General features: G+C 69.4%; 16 protein-coding genes and 2 pseudogenes. 9 read left to right on the top strand and 9 right to left on the bottom strand.

Going from position 1 to position 19,929, the window contains the following annotated elements:
- Positions 1 to 279: 279 nt before the first annotated feature.
- Positions 280 to 672 (bottom strand): Tn3 family transposase, encoded by a 393-nt coding sequence (locus OG819_RS49940; RefSeq protein ID WP_266656313.1) that lies wholly within the window; start codon positions 670 to 672, stop codon positions 280 to 282.
- A gap of 426 nt (positions 673 to 1,098) precedes the next feature.
- On the opposite strand from OG819_RS49940, the gene OG819_RS49935 reads away from it, so the two are divergent.
- Together OG819_RS49935 and OG819_RS49930 are read left to right on the top strand one after the other, a co-directional pair.
- Positions 1,099 to 1,374 carry a hypothetical protein gene (locus tag OG819_RS49935; protein WP_266656311.1) on the top strand — a complete coding sequence of 92 codons (276 nt, stop codon included), beginning with the start codon at positions 1,099 to 1,101 and terminating at the stop codon, positions 1,372 to 1,374.
- A gap of 119 nt (positions 1,375 to 1,493) precedes the next feature.
- Complete coding sequence (locus OG819_RS49930) at positions 1,494 to 2,615, top strand: IS630 family transposase (RefSeq protein WP_266638386.1); 1,122 nt, start codon at positions 1,494 to 1,496, stop codon at positions 2,613 to 2,615.
- A 45-nt stretch (positions 2,616 to 2,660) separates the two neighbouring features.
- Here OG819_RS49930 and cpt read toward each other — a convergent pair.
- Positions 2,661 to 3,191, bottom strand: a pseudogene (gene cpt / locus OG819_RS49925) (chloramphenicol phosphotransferase CPT).
- Between the two features lie 133 nt (positions 3,192 to 3,324).
- Here cpt and OG819_RS49920 point away from each other — a divergent pair.
- Complete coding sequence (locus tag OG819_RS49920; RefSeq protein ID WP_266656309.1) at positions 3,325 to 3,951, top strand: transposase; 627 nt, start codon at positions 3,325 to 3,327, stop codon at positions 3,949 to 3,951.
- Positions 3,952 to 4,042: 91 nt separating this feature from the next.
- Here the strand turns inward: OG819_RS49920 and OG819_RS49915 are convergent, their stop codons facing one another.
- Positions 4,043 to 5,281 (bottom strand): PP2C family protein-serine/threonine phosphatase, encoded by a 1,239-nt coding sequence (locus OG819_RS49915; protein ID WP_266637022.1) that lies wholly within the window; start codon positions 5,279 to 5,281, stop codon positions 4,043 to 4,045.
- 1,235 nt (positions 5,282 to 6,516) lie between these two features.
- Between OG819_RS49915 and OG819_RS49910 the strand changes: the two genes are divergently transcribed.
- The 3 genes from OG819_RS49910 to OG819_RS59340 all read left to right on the top strand — a co-directional run bounded on the left by OG819_RS49910 (position 6,517) and on the right by OG819_RS59340 (position 8,124).
- Complete coding sequence (locus OG819_RS49910) at positions 6,517 to 6,849, top strand: MerR family transcriptional regulator (RefSeq protein ID WP_266656307.1); 333 nt, start codon at positions 6,517 to 6,519, stop codon at positions 6,847 to 6,849.
- A 66-nt stretch (positions 6,850 to 6,915) separates the two neighbouring features.
- Positions 6,916 to 7,089, top strand: a complete 174-nt coding sequence (locus OG819_RS49905) for a transposase (protein WP_266637026.1) — start codon at positions 6,916 to 6,918, stop codon at positions 7,087 to 7,089.
- A gap of 132 nt (positions 7,090 to 7,221) precedes the next feature.
- Positions 7,222 to 8,124, top strand: a complete 903-nt coding sequence (locus tag OG819_RS59340) for an IS3 family transposase (RefSeq protein ID WP_331759530.1) — start codon at positions 7,222 to 7,224, stop codon at positions 8,122 to 8,124.
- Here OG819_RS59340 and OG819_RS49900 read toward each other — a convergent pair.
- The 6 genes and pseudogenes from OG819_RS49900 to OG819_RS49875 all read right to left on the bottom strand — a co-directional run bounded on the left by OG819_RS49900 (position 8,100) and on the right by OG819_RS49875 (position 15,419).
- Entirely contained in the window at positions 8,100 to 8,483 is a 384-nt protein-coding gene (locus OG819_RS49900) for an NUDIX domain-containing protein (RefSeq protein WP_266656553.1), read from the bottom strand. The two genes, OG819_RS59340 and OG819_RS49900, sit on opposite strands and share 25 nt — an antisense overlap.
- A gap of 217 nt (positions 8,484 to 8,700) precedes the next feature.
- Positions 8,701 to 9,579 (bottom strand): annotated as a pseudogene (locus tag OG819_RS49895) (NUDIX domain-containing protein); the annotation flags it as partial.
- 57 nt (positions 9,580 to 9,636) lie between these two features.
- Positions 9,637 to 10,773: an NUDIX hydrolase gene (locus tag OG819_RS49890; protein ID WP_266656305.1), complete on the bottom strand. Its 1,137-nt coding sequence runs from the start codon at positions 10,771 to 10,773 to the stop codon at positions 9,637 to 9,639.
- 61 nt (positions 10,774 to 10,834) lie between these two features.
- The gene (locus OG819_RS49885) at positions 10,835 to 12,775 is read right to left on the bottom strand and encodes an ABC transporter ATP-binding protein (protein ID WP_266656303.1); all 1,941 of its coding nucleotides are present in this window, start codon (positions 12,773 to 12,775) and stop codon (positions 10,835 to 10,837) included.
- Between the two features lie 234 nt (positions 12,776 to 13,009).
- Positions 13,010 to 13,849, bottom strand: a complete 840-nt coding sequence (locus OG819_RS49880) for a hypothetical protein (RefSeq protein WP_266656301.1) — start codon at positions 13,847 to 13,849, stop codon at positions 13,010 to 13,012.
- 181 nt (positions 13,850 to 14,030) lie between these two features.
- Positions 14,031 to 15,419: an IS1380 family transposase gene (locus OG819_RS49875; protein WP_266622617.1), complete on the bottom strand. Its 1,389-nt coding sequence runs from the start codon at positions 15,417 to 15,419 to the stop codon at positions 14,031 to 14,033.
- A 913-nt stretch (positions 15,420 to 16,332) separates the two neighbouring features.
- Here OG819_RS49875 and OG819_RS49870 point away from each other — a divergent pair.
- The 3 genes from OG819_RS49870 (at position 16,333) to OG819_RS49860 (ending at position 19,925) form a co-directional block, all read left to right on the top strand.
- Positions 16,333 to 16,773, top strand: a complete 441-nt coding sequence (locus OG819_RS49870) for a reverse transcriptase N-terminal domain-containing protein (RefSeq protein ID WP_323139325.1) — start codon at positions 16,333 to 16,335, stop codon at positions 16,771 to 16,773.
- Positions 16,774 to 16,810: 37 nt separating this feature from the next.
- Positions 16,811 to 17,059 carry a DUF5372 family protein gene (locus OG819_RS49865; RefSeq protein ID WP_266648312.1) on the top strand — a complete coding sequence of 83 codons (249 nt, stop codon included), beginning with the start codon at positions 16,811 to 16,813 and terminating at the stop codon, positions 17,057 to 17,059.
- A gap of 133 nt (positions 17,060 to 17,192) precedes the next feature.
- Positions 17,193 to 19,925, top strand: a complete 2,733-nt coding sequence (locus OG819_RS49860) for a recombinase family protein (RefSeq protein ID WP_266648310.1) — start codon at positions 17,193 to 17,195, stop codon at positions 19,923 to 19,925.
- Positions 19,926 to 19,929 lie beyond the last annotated feature (4 nt).

Genomic DNA, 19,929 nt, shown 5'->3' with positions numbered 1-19,929 from the left:
CGCTACCCCTCGCTCGCGGGCGGTGCTTCGACAGCGGCCATGGTTCGATGGTGCGCTGACCCATGGCCCTCGGCCGACCGCCAGAACGCGATCTTGATGCCGAAGGGCTTTCTTTTGTCTCACCGTTGACGTTGCTACCCGGAGCGTGCCAGCAGCGCCCTGCCACAGGCCGTCGCGCGCACCGCTGCTGGCACTCGTAGTCCTGATCGTTGCCGACAGGCCCCAGACCTTGGCCCGGACCCGACAAGGTCGACCGTGTCCTGGCTCTTGCCGTCTGATTCACTCATGAGGCCTCGGCTCGCCTTGCTGCCCACCGTTCATCAGGACAACGTCGTGCTTCGTAGGGGCCTGGCGTTCCGTCCGGGGCCTGGGAATCGCGTTGGTCACCCCGAGGTCCAGGCGCTTGTCCATGTCCAGGCGGAAGGTGCCGTACGGGTTGACGTTCGACCAGAACAAGGCGGTCAGCCCGCGCCGGTCCTCGTCGCCGAGCCGGTCCGCCCATCCGGGCTCGGCGAGGACCTGCTGCAGCAGCAGGGTGTTGACGTGCACCAGCGCGGATTGGAGCAGGTGCAGGGCCAGCATGCTCGTCTCGGCGTGTTCTTTGTCCGGGCCGGTCAGGGCGCCGACCTTGCCGTAGTGCAGCACGGTGTTCGCCGAGTTCCAGTTCTCCACGACCTGGAGCCCACCGTGGATCTCACGGCGCAGGCCGGGGCTGGCGAGGTAGTCGCAGGTTCTGTGGAATCAGATTTGTCAACTAGTTTCCGCGTTTGGCCTGGTTGGCCCGCCACTAGGTCGAGGGCATTGGCGATTCCAGCACCAGGAAGAGGTAGTCGCCGCGGAGCAGAGCTTCCACCTCTGTCAGGGAGTTGACGTAGCGTCGGCCACTGACTCATGATTGGCGAGCAATAGGTTCCCTGCGCACACCGAGGAGGCTGGCGAGCCAAAGCACTGAGCGAGAACCAACCCAGGGAGAAGTGCGTCCTAGCGGCAAGCACTTCATGACACCACCAGTGTGTCCTCTTCCTCTTTCGAGGTGGGGGGCTTTTTTTTTGCCCAAATTCAGGAAATTTCTCCTAGTTTGGGCGGGAAGAGACAGCAATGACCATACACATCGCCCCCGAGGCGGTGCTGATCCTCATCGTGGGATGCGTCGTGGGAGTCACCGTCTTCAAGTACACGGCGCGCACCCATACCGGCGTCCCGACTCGCGGAGATCTGGCCGGCGCCATCACTGCCGCAGTGGGCGTCATCGCCGCTCTCGGTCTCCTGCTCGGCCTGGGCAGCGACGGCAGCTCGGGCGCCACCTCCGACCCGACCCCACAGCCCACCAGCAGTGCCACCAGGTCGTGCCCAGGCGGCGCATCACAATGTTGATGCAGGCGCGAGTGACGCTAGTGCTCTGACCGCGAAGGTTCACCGGGTTGCCGTTCGCGGTGCGGGACTTGCGCGCGGTTGGATGTGTACCGACATCCAATCTGGTGCGTGGAGGCGCGGTGGCAGAGCCAGTCAAGGTCCGCAGACTGACCGACCAGGAAGGGCAGAGGCTTCAGCAGATCGTGCGCCGGGGCAGCACCAGTACGGTGCGCTACCGGCGCGCGATGATGATCCTGGCCTCGGCCGGAGGTAACCGGGTTCCGGTGATCGCCCAGCTGGTCCAAGCCGACGAGGACACGGTGCGCGATGTGATCCACCGGTTCAACGAGATCGGCCTGGCCTGCTTGGACCCTCAGTGGGCGGGAGGCCGTCCCCGCCTGCTCAGCCCTGACGACGAGGACTTCGTCATCCAGACGGCCACCACCCGCCCCCGCAAACTCGACCAGCCCTTCACCCGCTGGTCCATCCGCAAACTCGCCGCCTATCTGCGCAAAGTCCACGGCAGGGTGATCCGCATCGGCCGTGAGGCTCTGCGAATGCTACTGGCCCGCCGCGGGGTCACCTTCCAGCGCACCAAGACGTGGAAGGAGTCAACCGACCCCGCCCGCGACGCCAAGCTCGACCGGATCGAGCACGTCCTGGAGCACTTCCCGGACCGCACGTTCGCCTTCGATGAGTTCGGCCCGCTGGGCATCCGGCCCACCGCAGGATCCTGCTGGGCCCAACGCGGCCGGCCCGACCGGCTGCCGGCGACCTACCACCGCACCCACGGCATCACCTATTTCCACGGCTGCTACTCCGTCGGTGACGACACCCTGTGGGGCGTCAACCGCCGCCGCAAAGGCACGGCCAACACCCTCACGGCCCTGAAGTCGATCCGGGCCGCCCGCCCCGACGGCGCCCCGATCTACATCATCCTGGACAACCTCTCCGCCCACACGGGCAACAAGATCCGCCGCTGGGCGAAGAAGAACAAGGTCGAACTGTGCTTCACCCCGACCAACGCCTCCTGGGCCAACCCGATCGAAGCGCACTTCGGACCGCTGCGGCAGTTCACCCTGGCCAACTCGAACCACCCCAACCACACCGTCCAGACCCGCGAGCTGCACCGTTACCTGCGCTGGCGCAACACCCATGCCCGCCACCCCGACGTGCTGGCCGCCCAACGCCGCGAACGCTCCCGGATCCGCAGCGAGAAGGGCATCCGCTGGGGAGGACGGCCCCTGGCCCCAGCGGCCTGATCATCACGGCGCCCCGGTCATAGCGGCAGACAGCCGCGCTGTCGATCACCTGACACGTGCGGCGATGGCCCGTGCGCACTCCATCGACTCGGCATGCGTGGTGTCCACCTCCAGGTCATAGACCACGCCCCGGTGGACCACATCCGCCTGAGACACGGCCATCCCGATGACCCGATCGCCTCGTGCGACCTCACGGCCTGCGGCAACCGCACCGTCACACCGGACGCCGACCCACAGCACCCGCAGGTCACGCAAAGTCTTCTACCACCGCTGCTGCGAGTCCGCTCCGCCGAGGAAGACCTCATCGACGATGACCCGGGCGCCCGCACGGGCCATCGCGGCGACTCCCTCGATCCATGCCGCTTCCAGCGTCCGGAACTCCGGCCCGACGACCACCTCTCCGTCCGGAGCGAACTCGATCCCCGCATCCGACGCCTGCATGGACGCGGGCATCGCGTCAACCAGCGTGTCGGTCCCGAGAGCCAGCCACGGATCCGGCAGCACCGCCTGCAGACACCGGGCGATCCCGGACTTCCCGGAGCTGGAACCACCGTTGAGAACGATCACCTCAGTCATCACCGCGCCACAGTAGAGGCACCGCAGCAACCCCCGAAACGGATTTCCGCGAACGCTGCCGCCTCCTACAACCCGGTGAACCTTCCCGGTCAGAGCACTAGCGGCCCGCGCCTCAGCCCGGGAAGTCGCCTGGATGCAGGCCGCCGAGACCGGCCAGGGCATACCCGCCGTCCAGGCCGGCGGACGAGAACTTTCCGGCCTGGTCCTGGACCTCGACGCCACGCTGATCACCTCCCACTCGGAAAAGGAACAGGCCGCGCCCACTTACAAAGGCGGCTTCGGCTTTCATCCGCTGCTGTGTTTCCTCGCGAACACCGGCGAGGCCATGTCTGGCCGACTGCGGCCGGGCAACTCCGGAGCCAACACCGCCGCCGATCACATCGCGGTGCTGGACGACGCCCTCGCGCAGATCCCCGACGCTCACCGGTATGGCACCCAGATCCTGGTCCGCGCCGACAGCGCCGGATCCGCGAAAGCCTTCCTCACCCACATCCGGACCTTGCGCGAGCACGGATTGAACCTGCGGTTCTCGGTCGGATACGCGGTCACCGAGCCAGTCCGTCGTGCAATCCGCTCACTGCCCGAAGCTCTCTGGCATCCCGCCCTGGACCAGAACGGGACACTGCGAGACGGCGCCGAGGTCGCCGAACTGACCGGCATGGTCGACCTCGCCGGTTACTGTAACCACTCCGGCCAAAGGGCAGGGCTTCCCTCCAGAGGAGCTACACCCATTCGAGGTTCAGGAACCTGGGAGCGTTGATCGCTGGTTGTCTCGCTGTCCGTGATCGTGGCTGTCGACCTGCTCCGTGGGACAAGGGCCGCCGAAGCGGGGCATCGGGGCAGTCCTCGAGTCATCGCCCGGGAGTGGCCCGTTGCGTCCGCGAGGGGGCGGAGGCGTCGGTGAGGTCGGCGCCGGTGTCGGCGTCCCGTCGGGAGTGGCCGACGCCGTGCCAGTCCAGGCACATGACGGTCGCGTCGTCCTGCAGGTGACCGTGGTTGGCGTCAAGGACCGCCGTGATGAGGGTGCGGGCGGCCTCACGGGGATGCAGCGCGCGGGTGCGGACGATCAGGTCCGACAGATCAAGACTGTGGGCGTTGCGCTCCAGCATGCCGTCGGTCAGCATCACCAGCCGGTCACCTGGCCGCAGGTCCAGGGACTGGACCCGGTAGCCGTGAGGGGCATGGAAGCCGAACGGCGCGTCGATCTTCGGAGTGATCTCCCGCACCTGTCCGTCGCGCATCAGCAGCGGCCAGGGGTGCCCGGCGTTGATGAACTCGGTTGTGCCGTCGATCAGGCTGATACGCAGGACCTGGCCGGTGACGAAGCCGTGGCGGCCGTGCTCGCGCACGGCCTGGTCGGCCTGGCGGCCTTGTTCGGCGAGGTCGGCACCGGCCCGCCGTGCCCGGCGCAGAGCGCCCACCAGGAGCGTGGCGAGCAGCGCGGCGTCGACATCGTGCCCCATGGCGTCGGTGACGGAGAGCTGGACCGTGTCCCGGTCGACCACGTAATCGAAGGTGTCGCCCCCGACGTGGTCGGCCGGCTCCAGCGCCCCGGCCACCGCGAACTGCGCCGCCTCACACGCCAGCGACACCGGGAGCAGCCGGTGCTGGATCTCCGCGGCCAGGCTCAGCGGGACGGTACGGCGGCCCCACTGGTACACGTCGGTGAAGGACCGGTTCGCGATGACAATGTAGGCCAGGGCGTGCGCGGTCTCGCCGACCTCCCGCATCACCTCCGCGTCCGGCGCTACGGGCAGGAACAGTTCCAGGAGCCCGATGGCGTCCCCGCGGTTGGTCACCGGGGCGACGATCCGCACCAGCGCGCCCTCCCCTTTGTCCTCCACGCTCGGCCGCTGGGTGCGGATCACGTCGTCGTACAGGGTGCCCCGCAGCATGATGCGCCGGGCGGGTTCATCGGTCTCGACGCTGCCCGCCGCACCCATCCGTACGACTGAGCTGCCGGTGAAGTCGGTGATCAGGAACGACACCGACGCGGCCCCGAGGTGTTCCTTGAGCATGCGCGCGACCACGTCGAGCGACTCCACGGGCGCCGCGGCCTCCGCCGCCGCCAGCGTCCCCGCCAAGGTCATCGCCCTGCGCCCGCCACTCCCGTTCTCGGGAGGACGATTGGTCGGCCCACCCTCCCCATCAGGCCCGCATACGGTCACGGTGTCTCCTCGCTCCTCGCTCCTCGCTGGCGCTCAGGGCTCCGTCCCGGGTGGGTGAGGAGTCGGCGCCAAGCCCGGGGCCAAACAGTGCCATTGCACCACAGAGCCCCTGAACGGTCGCCTGGGCTCGCCCCGAACCCGGCGGTCCGTACGCCCTCCGCCGTTACGGCACCCCACCACGTCACCCACAGCCCGCAGCAAGGTCCTCATCGACCAGCAGATGAACGGGTGGGTGTGGCGTTGACGCTCATTGTGTGGTCACCCTGGCCTTTGGATCGCCATGCTCGCTCCTCTGGCCGCCGCACAGGCCCCGGCTGCCACCCGTCAACCCTCGCAGTGACAGGCGCTGGCCTCCGTCCACGTTCGAGGCCGATTACCTCACCGTCGAACACGCGGAAATCTATGTTGGCCGGAGTAGACATTGGGAGATCGCGTGGTTATGGTTTTTCTCGTAGCCGAGATCGAGCAGGGCCCGGCAGACACGAACTGCCGGGCAGCAGTATGCAGTTGCAGTGCGCAGGACGGTGCGGTGGTGGAGTTCCGGAGCCAGGGTTGTTGCAGGACGGCGACGGGGCTGACGACCGGACCGGGTGGCCCGCAGTGATCAGGGGCCGCCGTGAGCAGGACCGCAGTTAACGCAAGTGCAGTACCGGTAAGTGCAGGTCGCAGTACCAGCAGTGCGGTTGTCAGTGGTTCCTCGGTAAAGGCGTCGGCTGCGGGCGCGCGTGCCGGGAAGTTCGGCAGTGGGGTTCCAAGCCAGAGCAGACGCAGGACGGGCGACGGGGCTGGCTGCCGAAGAGTGGCGCTCACTCAGGTCACCAGCAGTTCGCATCACCAGTAGTACAGAGCAGTACGCAGGACCAGCAGTACGCAGTCCCCCTTCGGTAAGTGTTGATCAAGAGGGAAGAACGGAGGAGCCCCGCGCCATCAGGATCGCCCGGGCAGAAATGCTGAGCCCGGGTACCGCAGGACATCGTTAGTGAGGTGGTCTCCGGTCAGGCAACCGCGATCCCTGCACCCGCCCCTACCCCCCGTGGGCTGGTGCGGAAACAGAAGGCCGGCGCAGTATCAGGGCCGGCAGATGGTGTAGCAGTTCCTTCGGGGCCCTGGTGCCATATGGCACCAGGGCCCCTCCAGGCGTTCCACAGAGAGGTGCAATGACAGCAGACGACTCGTTCAACCGGCTCGATGACGACGACTACCCCGCCTACACCATGGGCCGGGCCGCCGACATGCTCGGCACCACCCAGGGCTTCCTCCGAGCCCTCGGCGAAGCCCGCCTCATCACCCCGCTCCGCTCCGAGGGCGGACACCGCCGCTACTCCCGCTACCAACTGCGCATCGCCGCCCGCGCCCGGGAACTCGTCGACCAGGGCACCCCCATCGAGGCCGCCTGCCGCATCGTCATCCTCGAAGACCAGCTCGAAGAAGCCCAACGCATCAACGCCGAATACCGCCGCGCCGCCGAATCGGCGAACCCAACGGCCTGAGCTTCCCCCGAGATGCGGAGTGTGTTGACAGGGGGTCAGATGGGACTCATGAGTGGAACATCGACCATGGCTGCCCCCAGAAAGTACTCGCTGGAGTTGCGTGAGCGTGCGGTGCGGATGTATCGCACCTCCGACCCGAAGCCGCAGATCAAGAAGCTCGCCGTCGACCTCGGTGTGCATCCGGAGGCCCTGCGGCGGCTGGATCCGCCAGGCCGAGGCGGACGCCGGCGAGCGCGATGACCGGCTCACCACCGATGAACGCGCCGAACTCGCCGCTCTACGCAAGGAGAATGCCCAGCTCAAGCGTGCAAACGAGGTGCTGCGGACGGCCTCGGCGTTTTTCGCGGCGCAGCTCGACCCGACCCGGCCCAGGTGACGGCGCTCGTTGACGAGCACCCCAGCCTGGGGGTCGAGTGCGTACTTCGGGAACTGCACATCGCCTCCTCCACGTACTACCGCTGGCGCCGCGCCGAGCGAGAGCCGTGCGAACACCGGCGCCGGGATTCGGAGCTGACCGAGCAGATCAAGGAGATCCACGCCGACTCCGGCGGGATCTACGGCTCGCCGCGCGTGCACGCCGTGCTCAAGCGCGAGGGCGTGCACGTGGGCCGCAAACGGGTCGAGCGCCTGATGCGCGAGGCCGATATCGCAGGTGTCAGCCCGCGCCGCACGGGCTTCACGCGCCGGGATCCCAAGGCCACGCTCGCCCCGGACCTGGTCCAGCGCGACTTCACCGCGTCCGCGCCGAACCGGCTGTGGGTCACCGACCTCACCATGATCGCGACCGGTGAGGGACCCCTGTGGCTGTCCGCGATCCGGGACGCCCCTTCTTCTGCCGGGACGTCAGATCAGTGCTGCGCTTCGGTGAATGACCGCGGCCAGGGCGCCGATCTGGTGGAAGAGGAGCTGTTGCTGCTCAGGCGGGTGTGCGATGCCGTGCAGGGGCCGGCCTGGCACCGCGGTGATGACGACGGCCCGCAACGCGCTGTCGGCGGTCACGAGGGTGGGAGTGGCTGTTCCGAGGCTGGGGACCCAGCTGCAGTACGCGTCCACCTCGCGCTGGTGGAACCGCGTGTTCTGGTGGATCTTGACGTACCAGACCCCCTCTTGTACTCCGTCGGCCCGCCATACCCGGCTGCTGGCGCGGCCCCAGGAGGCGTCCGTCCAGGTGGCGATGCGCCCCACCGCCTGCTTGGCGAGCTGCCGTACTTCCTCGGGCAGGAGGTCCGGGTGCGTGGACGCGGCCGTGCTCATGCCCATCCCGTTTCGGAGTAGAGGCGGCCGGCGCGGATGCCCTCGATGGCCACCCGGGTGTAGGGGACGAGATCGTCGGGGAGCGCGGCCGGGTCCCAGAACTTCCACTGGGTGCACTTGTCCGGCTCGCGCAGTTCCGGCTCGCCGCTCCAGGTGCGGGCGTGGAAGAACAGGCCCATGCGGGGCCGGTCCCCGGCGCGGTCGATGTGGTGGACGACGTGGACGAGTTCGACGTCCGGTCGCTCGATGTGCAGGTCGGCTTCCTCCCGTGCCTCCCTGATCAGGCAGGTGATGGCGCTCTCCTGCTCGCAGTGGCCGGCCAGGACGTGCCAGGTGGACGGCGCGAACGCGGAGTCGGGGTGGCGCAGCCCGAGCAGCACCGTCCCGTCGGGCCGCTCCAGGTAGAGGTGGACGCCGATGACGTTGAGGACCGTGCCGTGCGGGGAGGTAGACCGGCACTCCTCGTGATGAGAGCCCGCTCTGTGGCGCGGTGCCGGCGGGGCGGCTGGCGGCGTGGCGCCGTACGAGGTCGCTGGTGGTGTCTGCGATACGGAGGCGGTGGAGGTCGTCGGGGACGAACCAGGCCAGCATCACCCCTTCCGTCAGGTGGAGTTCGCGGGGATCGCCGTTCCAGCGGCCCGCGTAGATGGCGATGGGCACGGTCGCGCCGGCGTCGTCGGAGGCGTACTCGGTGCCGAACGGGGTGAGATCGGCGATGTCGAGGCCGGCTTCCTCGGCCAGTTCGCGCCGCACGGTGTGTTCCAGGGTGGCGTCCTGGGGCTCTCGGCCGCCGCCCAGGAGGGACCACATGCCCGGCTCCCAGATCCGGCCGGGGAAGTAGTCGCGCAGGTGGAGCAGGTACTCGCCGCGGTCGTTGTAGATCAGGGCGGAGGCGTTGGCCGTATCCGGTTCGGTCTTCGGCGGGAGCTTGAGCAGCTTCTCGCGCAGGGACGGGGAGGTCACCTTGTCCACGGGCCGCCACTCGATGCCGCCGACCTCTTCTTCCTGCAGCACCACCGGCACATCTGTCGCAGTGTGCAGGCGGAAGAGGAACCGGAGGTCGAAGTGCTGGTGTCCGGGTTCGCCTTTGCCCGGGTGGGCGTCGATGTCGTGGATGTCGATGTCGAACGGCACGGCCTCGTAGCCGGGCCACGGCGTGACGGCCTGGGGCGGGATCCCGGTCTCCTCGTGCAGCTCCCGCAGCGCCGCTGCTGCCAGGGACTCGTCGGCGGGTTCGGTGTGTCCGCCGGGGGCGAGGACCTTGCCGCTCGCCAGGTGCAGCACGTGCAGGACGCGGCCGAGCGGGTCGACGACGATTGCGCCGCATGTGACGTGTCCGGTGAAGGTGGAGCGGCTGGCGATGTCGGTGGGACGGTCGAGGGCGTCCAGGAGGCCGCCGAGCTGCTCGCGCTCGTGAGGGTGGCGGGCGAGGTAGGTCTCGACGGTGGTGCGGATGTGGTCGTGCGACAACGGCATGGGGCTACCTCAGAGGGACGTGGAGCGGGACGAGTGGAGGCGGGGCGGTCGTTCGGGTCAGCTCAGCCGCATCCCCTCCGCCGGGATCTCCTCGATGGAGGCGGCGCGGGCCGTGGGCAGGCCCCACCGATCCCGTGCTGTTTCCCCTGCGAGCTGGGCTTGCCGCGCGCCGGGCGGGCCCCAGCCCAGCAGGGCGGCTGCCTGGGTGGGGGTGGTGAGCAGGCGTGCGAAGGGGTGGCCGGTGGCGGGGTCGACGGCCGCCGGCCCGATGTCGGTGACACGGGCGGCCAGGCGGAGCCGGGCGTTGGGCCCCACTCCGCCGTAGACCTCGCCGGTCTCGTCCAGCACCCAGCCCAGTCGCACCGGATCGGCCAGGGTGAGCTGGGCTTCCTCGGCGGCTTCGCGGTGCAGGGTGTCCTCGGGCGTCGCGTCGGTGCTCTCCACGGTGCCGCCGGGCAGCATCGGCAGCGCGCCCCGCGGGCCGGGGTCGGCCACGAGGACGACCCGGCCGTCGGGGACGAAGCACCACGCCCAGGCTTGCTGCACGGGCAGCTGCCCGGGGACGGGGCCGCGGTGGAGAGGGCTGTCCCGCAAGGGCCGGTAGCGGACGTGCACGTCGTGGCGGTCCAGCGCCGGGACGTCGAGGATGTGCCGGCCGTCGGCGAGGTGAGCGGTGGCGGTGTTCCCGAGCCGGGCACGGTAGGCGGCGAGCATGATCTGCCCGTCCACGGGGCGCAGCCGCTGCACCGCGTCCCGGCTCTCCAGGAAGGCGTACTCGGACAGCTCCTCGTGCGGCAGGCGGATCGCCTCCACCTGGTCGGGGGTGAGGGTTCCCCCGTCGAAGACGAACCGGACCTCTCCGGGGCAGGGCGTGCCGGGTTGGAGGTCGGGGTGGTGCGGGGAGAAGGAGTGGACGGCGAGCACGGCCGACAGGGGCAGATCCAGGCCCAGTTCCTCGGTGATCTCGCGCCGGCAGGTGATGTGCGGGTGTTCGCCGGGTTCGACGACGCCTCCGGGCAGCAGCCACGAGTCGTCCTTGCGGTAGGTGGGGTGCACCAGCAGGACCCGGCCGACCTCGTCGGTGATGATCGCGGCGGCGCCGAGCCACGCCGCATGCCGGGATGCGGCGTACTGCGCTGCGGGCAGAGCCGTACGCGGTGTGACGTGATCCGAAGGGGAGACGGGAGAGGTCACGTGGCTCTGCCTTTCGCGACGGTGGACGGGCGAGTGCGCAGCGCGGACCGGCGAGCGGTGATCAGGAGGCAACGCCGCTCATCCGGCGCTGCAGCTCCCACAGGGTCCGGAACAGACCGGGCTCCTGGGTGAGTTGGGAGTAGGTGCCCTCCTGGACGATTCGCCCTCCATCCAGGACCACGATCCGGTCGGCGACAGCCACGTTGGTGAGCCGGTGCGTGATCAGCAGGATGGCGCGGTCCTTGGCCAGTTCGCGCAGGCCGGCGAAGATCCGGTGCTCTGCGCGGGCGTCGAGGGCGGCCGTGGGTTCATCCATCACCAGCAGCGCCGCCTGCCGGTGGAACGCGCGAGTGAGGACCAGGCGCTGCCACTGCCCGCCGGAGAGCTGTTGTCCGCCGAACCACTCACTGGTCAGGAGGGTATTCAGGCCGGAGCGGAGGCCCGGCAGCATCTCCGCGGCGCCGGACGCCTCGCATGCGGCGAGCAGAGCCGCGTCACTGGTGTCGCCCTGCCCGAACGTGATGTTGTCGCGCATCGTCAGCGGCAGGTACGTGAATTTCTGCGGCACCAGCGCGACGTGCTCCCACGACCCCCACGGGTCCAGGTCCGCGGTGGAGGCGTGGTCCCAGGCCACGTCGCCCTCGGTGGGCAGCAGCAGCCCGCACAGCAGGCGCGAGAGGGTTGTCTTGCCGGAGCCGTTCTCCCCGACCAGCGCCACGATCTCCCCGCGCCGCACGTGCAGGGAGACGTTGCTCAGGCTGTCCTTCGGGGCGCCGTCGTAGCGGTAGGTGACGTCGCGGACCTCGAAACGCTCCGGGGGCACGGCCACGGGCGCGGTGCCGCGGGAGTCGGTCATGGCCTGGCCGTGGGCGTTGTCGAGGAAGTTCTGCCAGTCCTGCACGTACCAGCCGGTGCGCACCAGGCGGGCCCCGCCGTTGATGATGCCGCGCACCGAGCCGGTGGCGGTCTGGAGAGCGAAGACGGCGCCGCCGCCGGCCGCCAGGCTCATCCGCCCGGAGGCCAGGAGCCACAGCAGCGCCGCCCACACCGCGGTCGAGGCGATCCCGCCAGCCACGGCTCCGGCCAGTCCCATCCAGGCACCGGTGTTCACGGCTTTTCGTTCGGCCGCGTTGACCGAGGCGGCCAGCCGCCGGTACCGGCCGATCAGGAAGGGGCCGGCCAGGCAGGCGCGCATCTCCTCACTGGACTCCTGATAGGCCATGTGCCAGCGCAACTTGCCCAGCATCCGGCGCCGCCCGGAGGTCTCCAACCCGGCGAGGTAGATCACGCGGGCGGAACGGACGTAGGCGGCGGCCTGCGGCAGGCACGCGAGGAAGAGGAGGGGAAGGAGCAGCGGGTGCAGGACGGTCAGAACGGCTGCGCCGGCCGTGAGCGTCGCGGTCGCCGCGAGCACATCCTGTGCCTCTTCCACCAGGTCGGGGGTGACCTGGGCGCCGCGGTCCGCGATGTCGTAGGCGTCGTTGTAGCCGGGCTTGTTGTTGGCGGCCAATTCCGCGCCGAGCGCGGCCTCGATCATCGTCAGCTCCGCTGCCCGGCCGAGCACCGGGCGCAGACGGCCGGTCAGCCAGACGACGGTGATGCCCAGCAGGGCGCGCAGGCCGGCGGCGGCGGCGATCACGGCCAGCTGCGGGGCGGCGTCCCACAGCCGCTCGGTGATGTCGCCCGAGGAGATCAGCGCGGTGATCGTGCCCGTGACGGCCAGGAGGCCGAGGGCCGCGAGGACGCCGGTCCCGATCTGGCACACCAGCAGGCCGATGGTCGCGCCGCGGTCCACGCGCCAGGCCATCTGCACCGAGCGCCGCACGAGTGAGGGAAGGCGCCGCGCCATGGTGCGGGAGGTCAGCAGGGAGCCGGCCTGGAGCCGTGACTCGTCGCGGTAGAGGTATTCCTCTTCTCGAACACCGGCCTCCTGCGGTTCGTTGTCCGGCGCGGTCCCCTTGGGCGGTTGTGGCGGCTGGTCCTGTGTAATGGCCGAGGTCATCGTTCCCCCTAGGACGGTCGCTGCGGCAGAGTCGTGAGGTCTAACGACACGGCTGCGATATCGAACACACGTCATTCGGTCGTGCTGGGGAGCCCGCTATTTCCTGCGTCAGGGAACCCCGCGGGCGCGGGATCCCTGGTCTGGCTTGGAGCGGCTGCGGGCAGGAAATGGCCGAAACGCCGACACCGCCAAACAGCGTGGGCAGTACGGCGGGGCATCCCGGGTCGTCCCCTCTTAGCTGGGATCTGGTTCGGCCTGCAGCAGCCTTTCCAGTTCTGTCTCGGCGTGACCGACCGCGCCCGTCAGAGCCTCCTGGTGGTGGGCGGACAGGACGCCGGATCCCAGTCCGGCCGTGGCGATCACCGCGTTGAGCGCGTCTGTCGCCCGGTCGTCGAGGGCGGACGCGGCGACGGGGTGGTGCAGTGCGTCTCGTGCGGCGTAGGCGTCGAGTCGGGCGACGCTGACGAGGGAGTCGAGTACGCGGGCGGCATGGCGTCCGGTGCGGTCCAGTTCCAGGGCTGACAGGCCCGTCCGGGTTTGGAAGGCGGCGGTCGGCGGATCGGGGTGGGCAAGGAGTTGGACGGCTGTATCAAGGGTGCGGTCAAGGTCGGGTTCAAGGACGGGGGCGTCTGCGGGTCGGCAGTGGGCGTGCAGGAGGAGGGCGATGGCTCTCTCCCAAGGCTCGGCGGGCCGGGTGGTGTCGATCAGGTCGCGGGCCTGCTGGTCCAGGCCCTGCTCCATCAGGGCCATGATCTCGATCTGGCGGCCGTCGAGGAGCCGGTTGCCGATGCCGCGGTGCTGGGCCATGGCGTCGGCGGCCTCGGTCCACCGCCCGATCTGGGCGAGGGCGCGGGCGCCGTCCACGAGCAGGGTGACGTACAGCTCCTGGCACACCGTGCGGTGGTCCTCGTCCGTGCCGGTCAGAGCAGACAGGTCGACGGTGCGGCCGTCGATGTCAGTCTTGTTCCGGTGTCGGGCAGCGTCGTTGAGGCAGTACAACAAGCCGTAGGCGAGTTCGCCGTGGCCGGCGCGAGTCTGCAACCGGGAGAGGTTGACGAGCGGCATCAGCGACATGACGGCGACCCGTCCGCTGAGCCCGGATCCACCGGCTTGATTGTGGTGTGATCGGTTCGGGGTCGTGCAGGGCGTGTCGGGGCTGAGTTGCGGATTCGGGCGTGGGGTGGCCGCTGGTCTGCCCAGCCTTTCCACTTTTCCGCAGTTCTCGGGCCCTTTCGGGCAGGTCGGTCGGGGAGTGTCAGGGGGCTGGTGGCGCGTGCACGATGCTGAAGAGCTGGGTGAAGTCCGTGCTCCAGGGCCAGCGTTCGGGCAGGTGCAGGGTGAGGCGGCGGGCGGAGCGGGCCAGGCGGGCGGGCACGTTGATCAGGTGGTCACGGATGGTGGCGGTGGTCGCTCTGGCATGGAACGTGCCGGCCAGTGCGCCGGCGGCGCGGGTCAGGTTGTGCGCCAGGGCGGCCAGGGCGAGCCACGCGGCATTGGCCTGGAAATGCCCGGAGGGTGCGTGGGCGAAGGCGCTGTTCTTGACATCCGCGATCACCTGCTCGACGACAGCGTGCCGTCGGTGATCACGCTCGGCATCGTTCAAGGAGAGCGGGGAGTCGGTGAACGCGGCGTGGTAGCGCCAGGTGTCAAACAGCGTGCCCTGTCCGGCGGGGACGGTGCCAGTGTTCAGGCGTTTGACGCGGCGCACGATCAGACGGGCGGTGACCTGCTGCTTCTTCGGCTTGGAAGTGAAGGCGGTGTAGCCGGTCTCGGCTATCTCGGCGTCGGAGATCCAGCACTGGCCCTCCTCGTCCCAGACCGCCTTGGGGTACTTGATCGGCATCCAGGCGTCCTCATCGATGCGGGCGATGGCGGCCTTGACGGAAGCGTTCATCCGCACGGTGATGGAGAACCGCGCGCCCAGCGCCCGGCAGGAGTTGACGACATCGGCGCCGTAGAACGCCGAGTCCGCGCGCATCACCAGCAGGCCATTCGCGCCGCAGGCGCGGGCGGTGCGGATGGTCTCGGCGACGAACGCTGCCGCCCCGCGCGCGGAGTTCGATGGTCCCTTGCGCAGCCTCGTGGCGGCGATCACCGGGGCGGCCAGGGGTGTGGAGACGATGCCGAGCAGCGCGTTCAGGCCCTTGACCTTGCTGTATCCGTAACCGGTGCCCTGCTTGGCGTAGCCGTAGGTGCGGCGGATGGTGTCATCGATGTCCACGTAGGCGACCTGGTCCGCGCCGGGCAGCAGCGGGGCGTGACGGGCCAGTTCGGGAAGGAACCGGCGGGCCACGGCGTGCAATTGCTTCACATGCCCGTGCGTGAAGGAACGCAGAAACGACCCCAGCGTGGACGGGGCCCGCACACCGGAGAACAGGCGGCCCATCGCGCCGTGCCGTAGCCGGTGCATGTCATCGATGCTGTCGGCGCCCGCGACCATGCCGCCCACCAGCGACATCACTTTCGCTGTGGGGAAGGCACCGGTGCCGTCCTTCGAGGCCGGCAGACGGATGTACTCCCCGACCAGTGCGGGCAGACCGCACCGCTCGGCCAACCGCACCACCGGCTCCAGGCCGCCGTACGCGATTAGGTTCGGGTCGTCGAACGCGGATGAGACCGCCGCTGCGGCATGGGAAGATTGCATCTCGGAAGTGCCTTGCTGATCGTGCCTGATGTGGTCCTAGAGAAACCCCATCATCGCAGGTCACAAGGCACTTCTTCGTTCCCCGAGAAACTGTCCACAGACATCAAGCCGGTGGATCCAGGCTCAGGTATCCCAGGCGAGGGTCGTAATCGGCGAGGACGACCCTCCGGTCCGCCTCCGGCGAGTTCGCGCAGTGCTCCGAGAGTGCGACCCACTTGCCCGGCCGCAGCAGGGCGGCCACCGGCTCCCCGGATCCGGCCGGGCAACGCAGGCTCCGTGCGACACGAGGTCGCACAGTTTGAGTGGTTGCACCGATTGGAGGTTCGACTGATGTCGAAGGTGTAGACCCGGGCCAGTGTCCAAGGCCCGTCCCCGCTTCGACGTGCGTCACTGGCAACGGTGGGGTGCGGAGCTCGAAGGAGACGCCCAAGGGTTCCCGATCCGTCCGGGGGCCACAGGCAAGGGGAAGGCCGGACGGGTGAACGCGAGTGAACCCCTGATGATGCCTCGTCACGTTTGGGCTTCGCCAGACGGAAGTCTTCAGCGGAGTGCAGGGACTGGCCGCTGAGAAGCGGCGGGTGCCGGTCGGACAGCGAACCGCCGACCGGGAGGACACCACCGTCCCCGGGGTATAGGGGGCGCCCACCCCGGTCGTATCTCAACTGTGTGGAACGTGGAAACCCCGACGGGGTCCGCTCAGGCGACTGAGCGGTGAGCCGACTGCGAGGAAGGCCCAGCCCCCGGGCGGGAACAGGATGACCCAAGAAGCGAACGCCGGCAGCTGAAAGGCAGCGGGAAGACGGGGCAACGCATTCGGCCCTCCGCCGATCGCCCTGCATAACCGGCCGGATACGGGCACGTGCCCGAACTCGAAAGGGTGCCGACGTGGGTCAGGTGAGTCTGTGGAGACCAGATGCTCGAACACCCCGAACCGAGGGACAAGTTGGACGCCCCAGCCGAGGCTGCGGTGAACGGACCTGAGGACGAGATCACCGACTGGCTGGCCGTCGACTGGCAGCAGGTCGAAGACGACGTACGGCGACTTCGGCAACGCATCTTCACGGCATCGCAGGCAGGGGACCTGAAAAGGGTCCGCAATCTGCAGAAGCTGATGCTCCGATCCCGCGCCAACATGCTGCTCAGCGTGCGCCGGGTCACGGAGATCAACGCTGGCCGCACGACCGCCGGGATCGACGGGAAGGTGGTGCTGCTACCCCAGGGCAAGGCCGAACTGGCCGACTGGATGCAGCGATCCGCCGACACGTGGAGGGCCCGGCCGGTCAGGCGGGTGTATATCCCCAAGGCAGGAGGGAAGAAACAGCGCCCGCTCGGCATCCCGACGGACACGGCATAGCGCCGTAGCGTCCAGGCAGTCTTTGGGTTCTTTGACGGTGACCCACCCGTTCCACGCGCTGGCGGGCCAGCAGTTGGACATTCTGTTCGTCAAGCGGCGCAGTGGCGCGCTGGTCTTCGTCTGCGCGTACGGCGTAAGCCGGAGTGTGACGTTGCCGCAGGAGTGGACGGATCGCGGCGGGGAGCCGGGCGGGGACCGGCTCGCGGTCGAGGGGCTGAGTGCTCTTCGTGCGCTGGTGGATGCCCTGGTGAGCCGTGGTGCTGGCGCGAGCGGAGGCGGATCCTGATGCGACGAGAGTTGTGTCGCGCATCAGCCCCGGGGCGGGCGGAAGCGAGGGGCCGTGCCGTCATCACCGCAGTGCCGCGTGGAGATGGTGATGGTGCTGGCCAACATGGTCGAGTCCGCGTTGGGAGGCAGCCGTGATCGTGAACGGGACCTCGAAGATCACAGCGTCCCACCGCTTGAGGACAGCGGCGGTCTATCTGCGGCAGAGCACGTTGATCCAGGTCCGCGACAACACCGAGTCCACGTTGCGGCAGTACGCGCTGGGCGACGAGGCGGTCCGGCTGGGCTGGGACCGCGAGGATGTGCTGGTCATCGACGCGGACCTGGGCCTGTCGGGGAAGTTCGGGCAGGTCCGGGAGGGTTTTCGCGATCTGGTCGCCAAGGTCTGTCTGGGCGAGGTCGGAGCGATCTTCGGCCTGGAGGTCTCGCGTCTCGCGCGGTCCTCGGCCGACTTCGCCCGGCTGCTGGAACTCGCGCGGCTGACGGACGTACTGCTGATCGACGACGACGGGGTCTACGACCTGACCAACTTCAACGACCGACTCCTGCTCGGCCTCAAAGGATCGATGAGCGAGGCCGAGCTGCACATCCTGTCGAGCCGGCTGCAGGGCGCGAAGCGGGCCGCCGCCGAGCGCGGCGACCTGCGGTCCCCGCTGCCGGTGGGCTACGTCTACGACGACGAGGGCAACTGCGTGATCGACCCGGATATGGAGGTGCAGGCCGCGATCCGCGACGTCTTCGCCGCGTTCGCGGCCGGCGGCTCGGCCTACCAGGTCGTCGCAGCATTCGTCGACCGACGCTTCCCGCTCCGCGCCTACGGCGGCGCGTGGGCAGGCCAGTTACGGTGGGGCAAGCTCACCCACGCCCGGGCACTGGGGGTACTGAGCAACCCTTGTTACGCGGGCACGTATGTCTATGGCCGCAACACCACCCGGCGCCGGGTCCAGCCGGACGGCAGCGTGCGCACCAGCCTGACGCGGGTACCCCGCGAGCAGTGGCCGGTGGTCCTGCATGACCACCACGAGGGCTACTGGACCTGGGCGGACTACGTGGCGGCCGAGGCGAAGCTCAAGGCCAACTGCACCCGCGACGGCGCCAGGCCGGCGCGTGAGGGACTGGCCCTGTGTCAGGGGATCATGTTCTGCGGATCGTGCGGACGCCCGATGACCACCCGCTACCACTCGAGCGGCCGGGCTGCCTACGAATGCTCGCTGTCCCGGGCCGACCACGAGGCCACCGCGACCTGCCGCTCGATCCGCGCCGACATCGTGGACGACGCCGTGGTGGCGGCACTGCTGGAAACCCTCAGCCCTGAGCACATCGAGCTGGCCCTGGCCGCCGCCGACGAGGTCGCCGGCCGGCACACCCGCTCGCACCGCGCCGCCGAGCTGGCGGTGGAGCGAGCCCAGTACGACGCGGACCGCGCCGAGCGGACGTTCACCGCCGTCGATCCGGAGAACCGCATGGTCGCCCGCACCCTGGAAGCCCGCTGGGAAGCCAGACTCGCCGCACTCGACCAGGCCCAGGCGGCCCTGAACAGCGCCCGCGAAGCCAAGCCGGCCCTGCCGGACCGCTCCGCACTGCAGGCCCTGGCCGCTGACCTGCCCGGACTGTGGCACGCCCCCGACACCAGGGACCGCGACCGCAAACGCCTGCTGCGGACACTGATCTCGGATGTGACCCTGCTGCCCGAGACCGACCGGGCCCGCGCCCGGGTCGGGGTGCGCTGGCACACCGGCGCCACCGACGAACTCGCCCTGACCCGCCCCCGGCTCTCGGCCGACATCCGGCGGACCCCGGCGGCGGCGCGGGAGTTGATCGCGACCCTGCGTCCGGACCACAGCGACGAGCAGGTCGTCGCCGCGCTCGCCGCCGCCCAGCTGACCACCGGGACCGGGCGCCCCTATGACGTGGCGGCCGTCAAGTGGGTCAGCTACACCTACAAGATCCCGGCACCGGTCCCGTTCCGGGACGGGGAGATCTGCGTGAATCAGGCAGCCCAGATCCTGGGCATCACTGCGGACGCCGTCTACTACTGGCTCACCCACGGGCGCCTGGACGCCCGCAAGGATTCCGGCGGCCGCTGGTGTATCCCGTGGAATGACCAGGTCGAAGCCAACTGCCGCCGCCAGATCGACACCTCCGGCCACCTCACCCCCCGCCCCACGACACCGCCGCAGACCTTGCCCGGCGAGGTCAGCGTCCAGCAGGGCGCCGCCCACCTGGGCGTGGTCGAGCACGCCCTCTACTACTGGATCCGCTGCGGACGGCTGACCGCGCGCAAGGACGTCGGGGGCCGCTGGTGCATCCCTTGGGACGACCAGGTCGAAGCCGACTGCCGGGACTGGATCACCCACCCCGAGCAGTTCATGCCCACCGGGCGCCGCCCACTGCCCGCCGAGGCCGCCCGAGCCGACGAGATCAGCATTCCCGAAGCAGCAGCCCGCCTCGGAGTCCTCGACGCGGCCGTGCGCTACCAAGTACGTATCGGACGCCTGCCCGCACATCGCACTCCCAGCGGCCGCATCGCCATCCCCTGGAACGACCAGGTCGAGGCCGCGTTGCGGGCCGACCTGGACCGGCCCAAACACTCCGGCCCCACCGGCCCCGGCAGTCACCCACTGCCCGACACCACCACCGCACGCGGCGAACTGAGCGTCCAGCAGGTCGCCGACCGGCTCGGCGTCCGCGCCGGCGCGGTCTACTACTGGATCGCCCGCCACCGCCTGGACGCCCACCGCGCCGCCGACGGCCGCCTGAGCATCCCCTGGACCAGCGACAACGAGGCCGCCGGTCTCCAACTCGCCGCCCAGACCATGAAATCCGACCTCACAACCCGAACACCCACAGCAGGAGGGGCAGTATGAAGCC

It is taken from the genome of Streptomyces sp. NBC_01549, from assembly GCF_026339955.1.
In the GTDB taxonomy this organism is placed as follows: Bacteria; Actinomycetota; Actinomycetes; order Streptomycetales; family Streptomycetaceae; genus Streptomyces.
The sequence above is the reverse complement of the archived record's forward strand: the minus strand, read 5'-3'. Positions and strand labels throughout refer to the sequence as shown.

What these genes read in the sequence shown, in the direction of transcription:
- OG819_RS49935 (WP_266656311.1), top strand. Translation starts at nt 1,099, where the DNA reads ATGACCATACACATCGCCCCCGAGGCGGTGCTGATCCTCATCGTGGGA.
- OG819_RS49920 (WP_266656309.1), top strand. Translation starts at nt 3,325, where the DNA reads ATGCAGGCCGCCGAGACCGGCCAGGGCATACCCGCCGTCCAGGCCGGC.
- OG819_RS49915 (WP_266637022.1), bottom strand. Translation starts at nt 5,281, where the DNA reads ATGACCTTGGCGGGGACGCTGGCGGCGGCGGAGGCCGCGGCGCCCGTG.
- OG819_RS49910 (WP_266656307.1), top strand. Translation starts at nt 6,517, where the DNA reads ATGACAGCAGACGACTCGTTCAACCGGCTCGATGACGACGACTACCCC.
- OG819_RS49905 (WP_266637026.1), top strand. Translation starts at nt 6,916, where the DNA reads ATGGCTGCCCCCAGAAAGTACTCGCTGGAGTTGCGTGAGCGTGCGGTG.
- OG819_RS49885 (WP_266656303.1), bottom strand. Translation starts at nt 12,775, where the DNA reads ATGACCTCGGCCATTACACAGGACCAGCCGCCACAACCGCCCAAGGGG.
- OG819_RS49880 (WP_266656301.1), bottom strand. Translation starts at nt 13,849, where the DNA reads ATGTCGCTGATGCCGCTCGTCAACCTCTCCCGGTTGCAGACTCGCGCC.
- OG819_RS49875 (WP_266622617.1), bottom strand. Translation starts at nt 15,419, where the DNA reads ATGCAATCTTCCCATGCCGCAGCGGCGGTCTCATCCGCGTTCGACGAC.
- OG819_RS49870 (WP_323139325.1), top strand. Translation starts at nt 16,333, where the DNA reads ATGCTCGAACACCCCGAACCGAGGGACAAGTTGGACGCCCCAGCCGAG.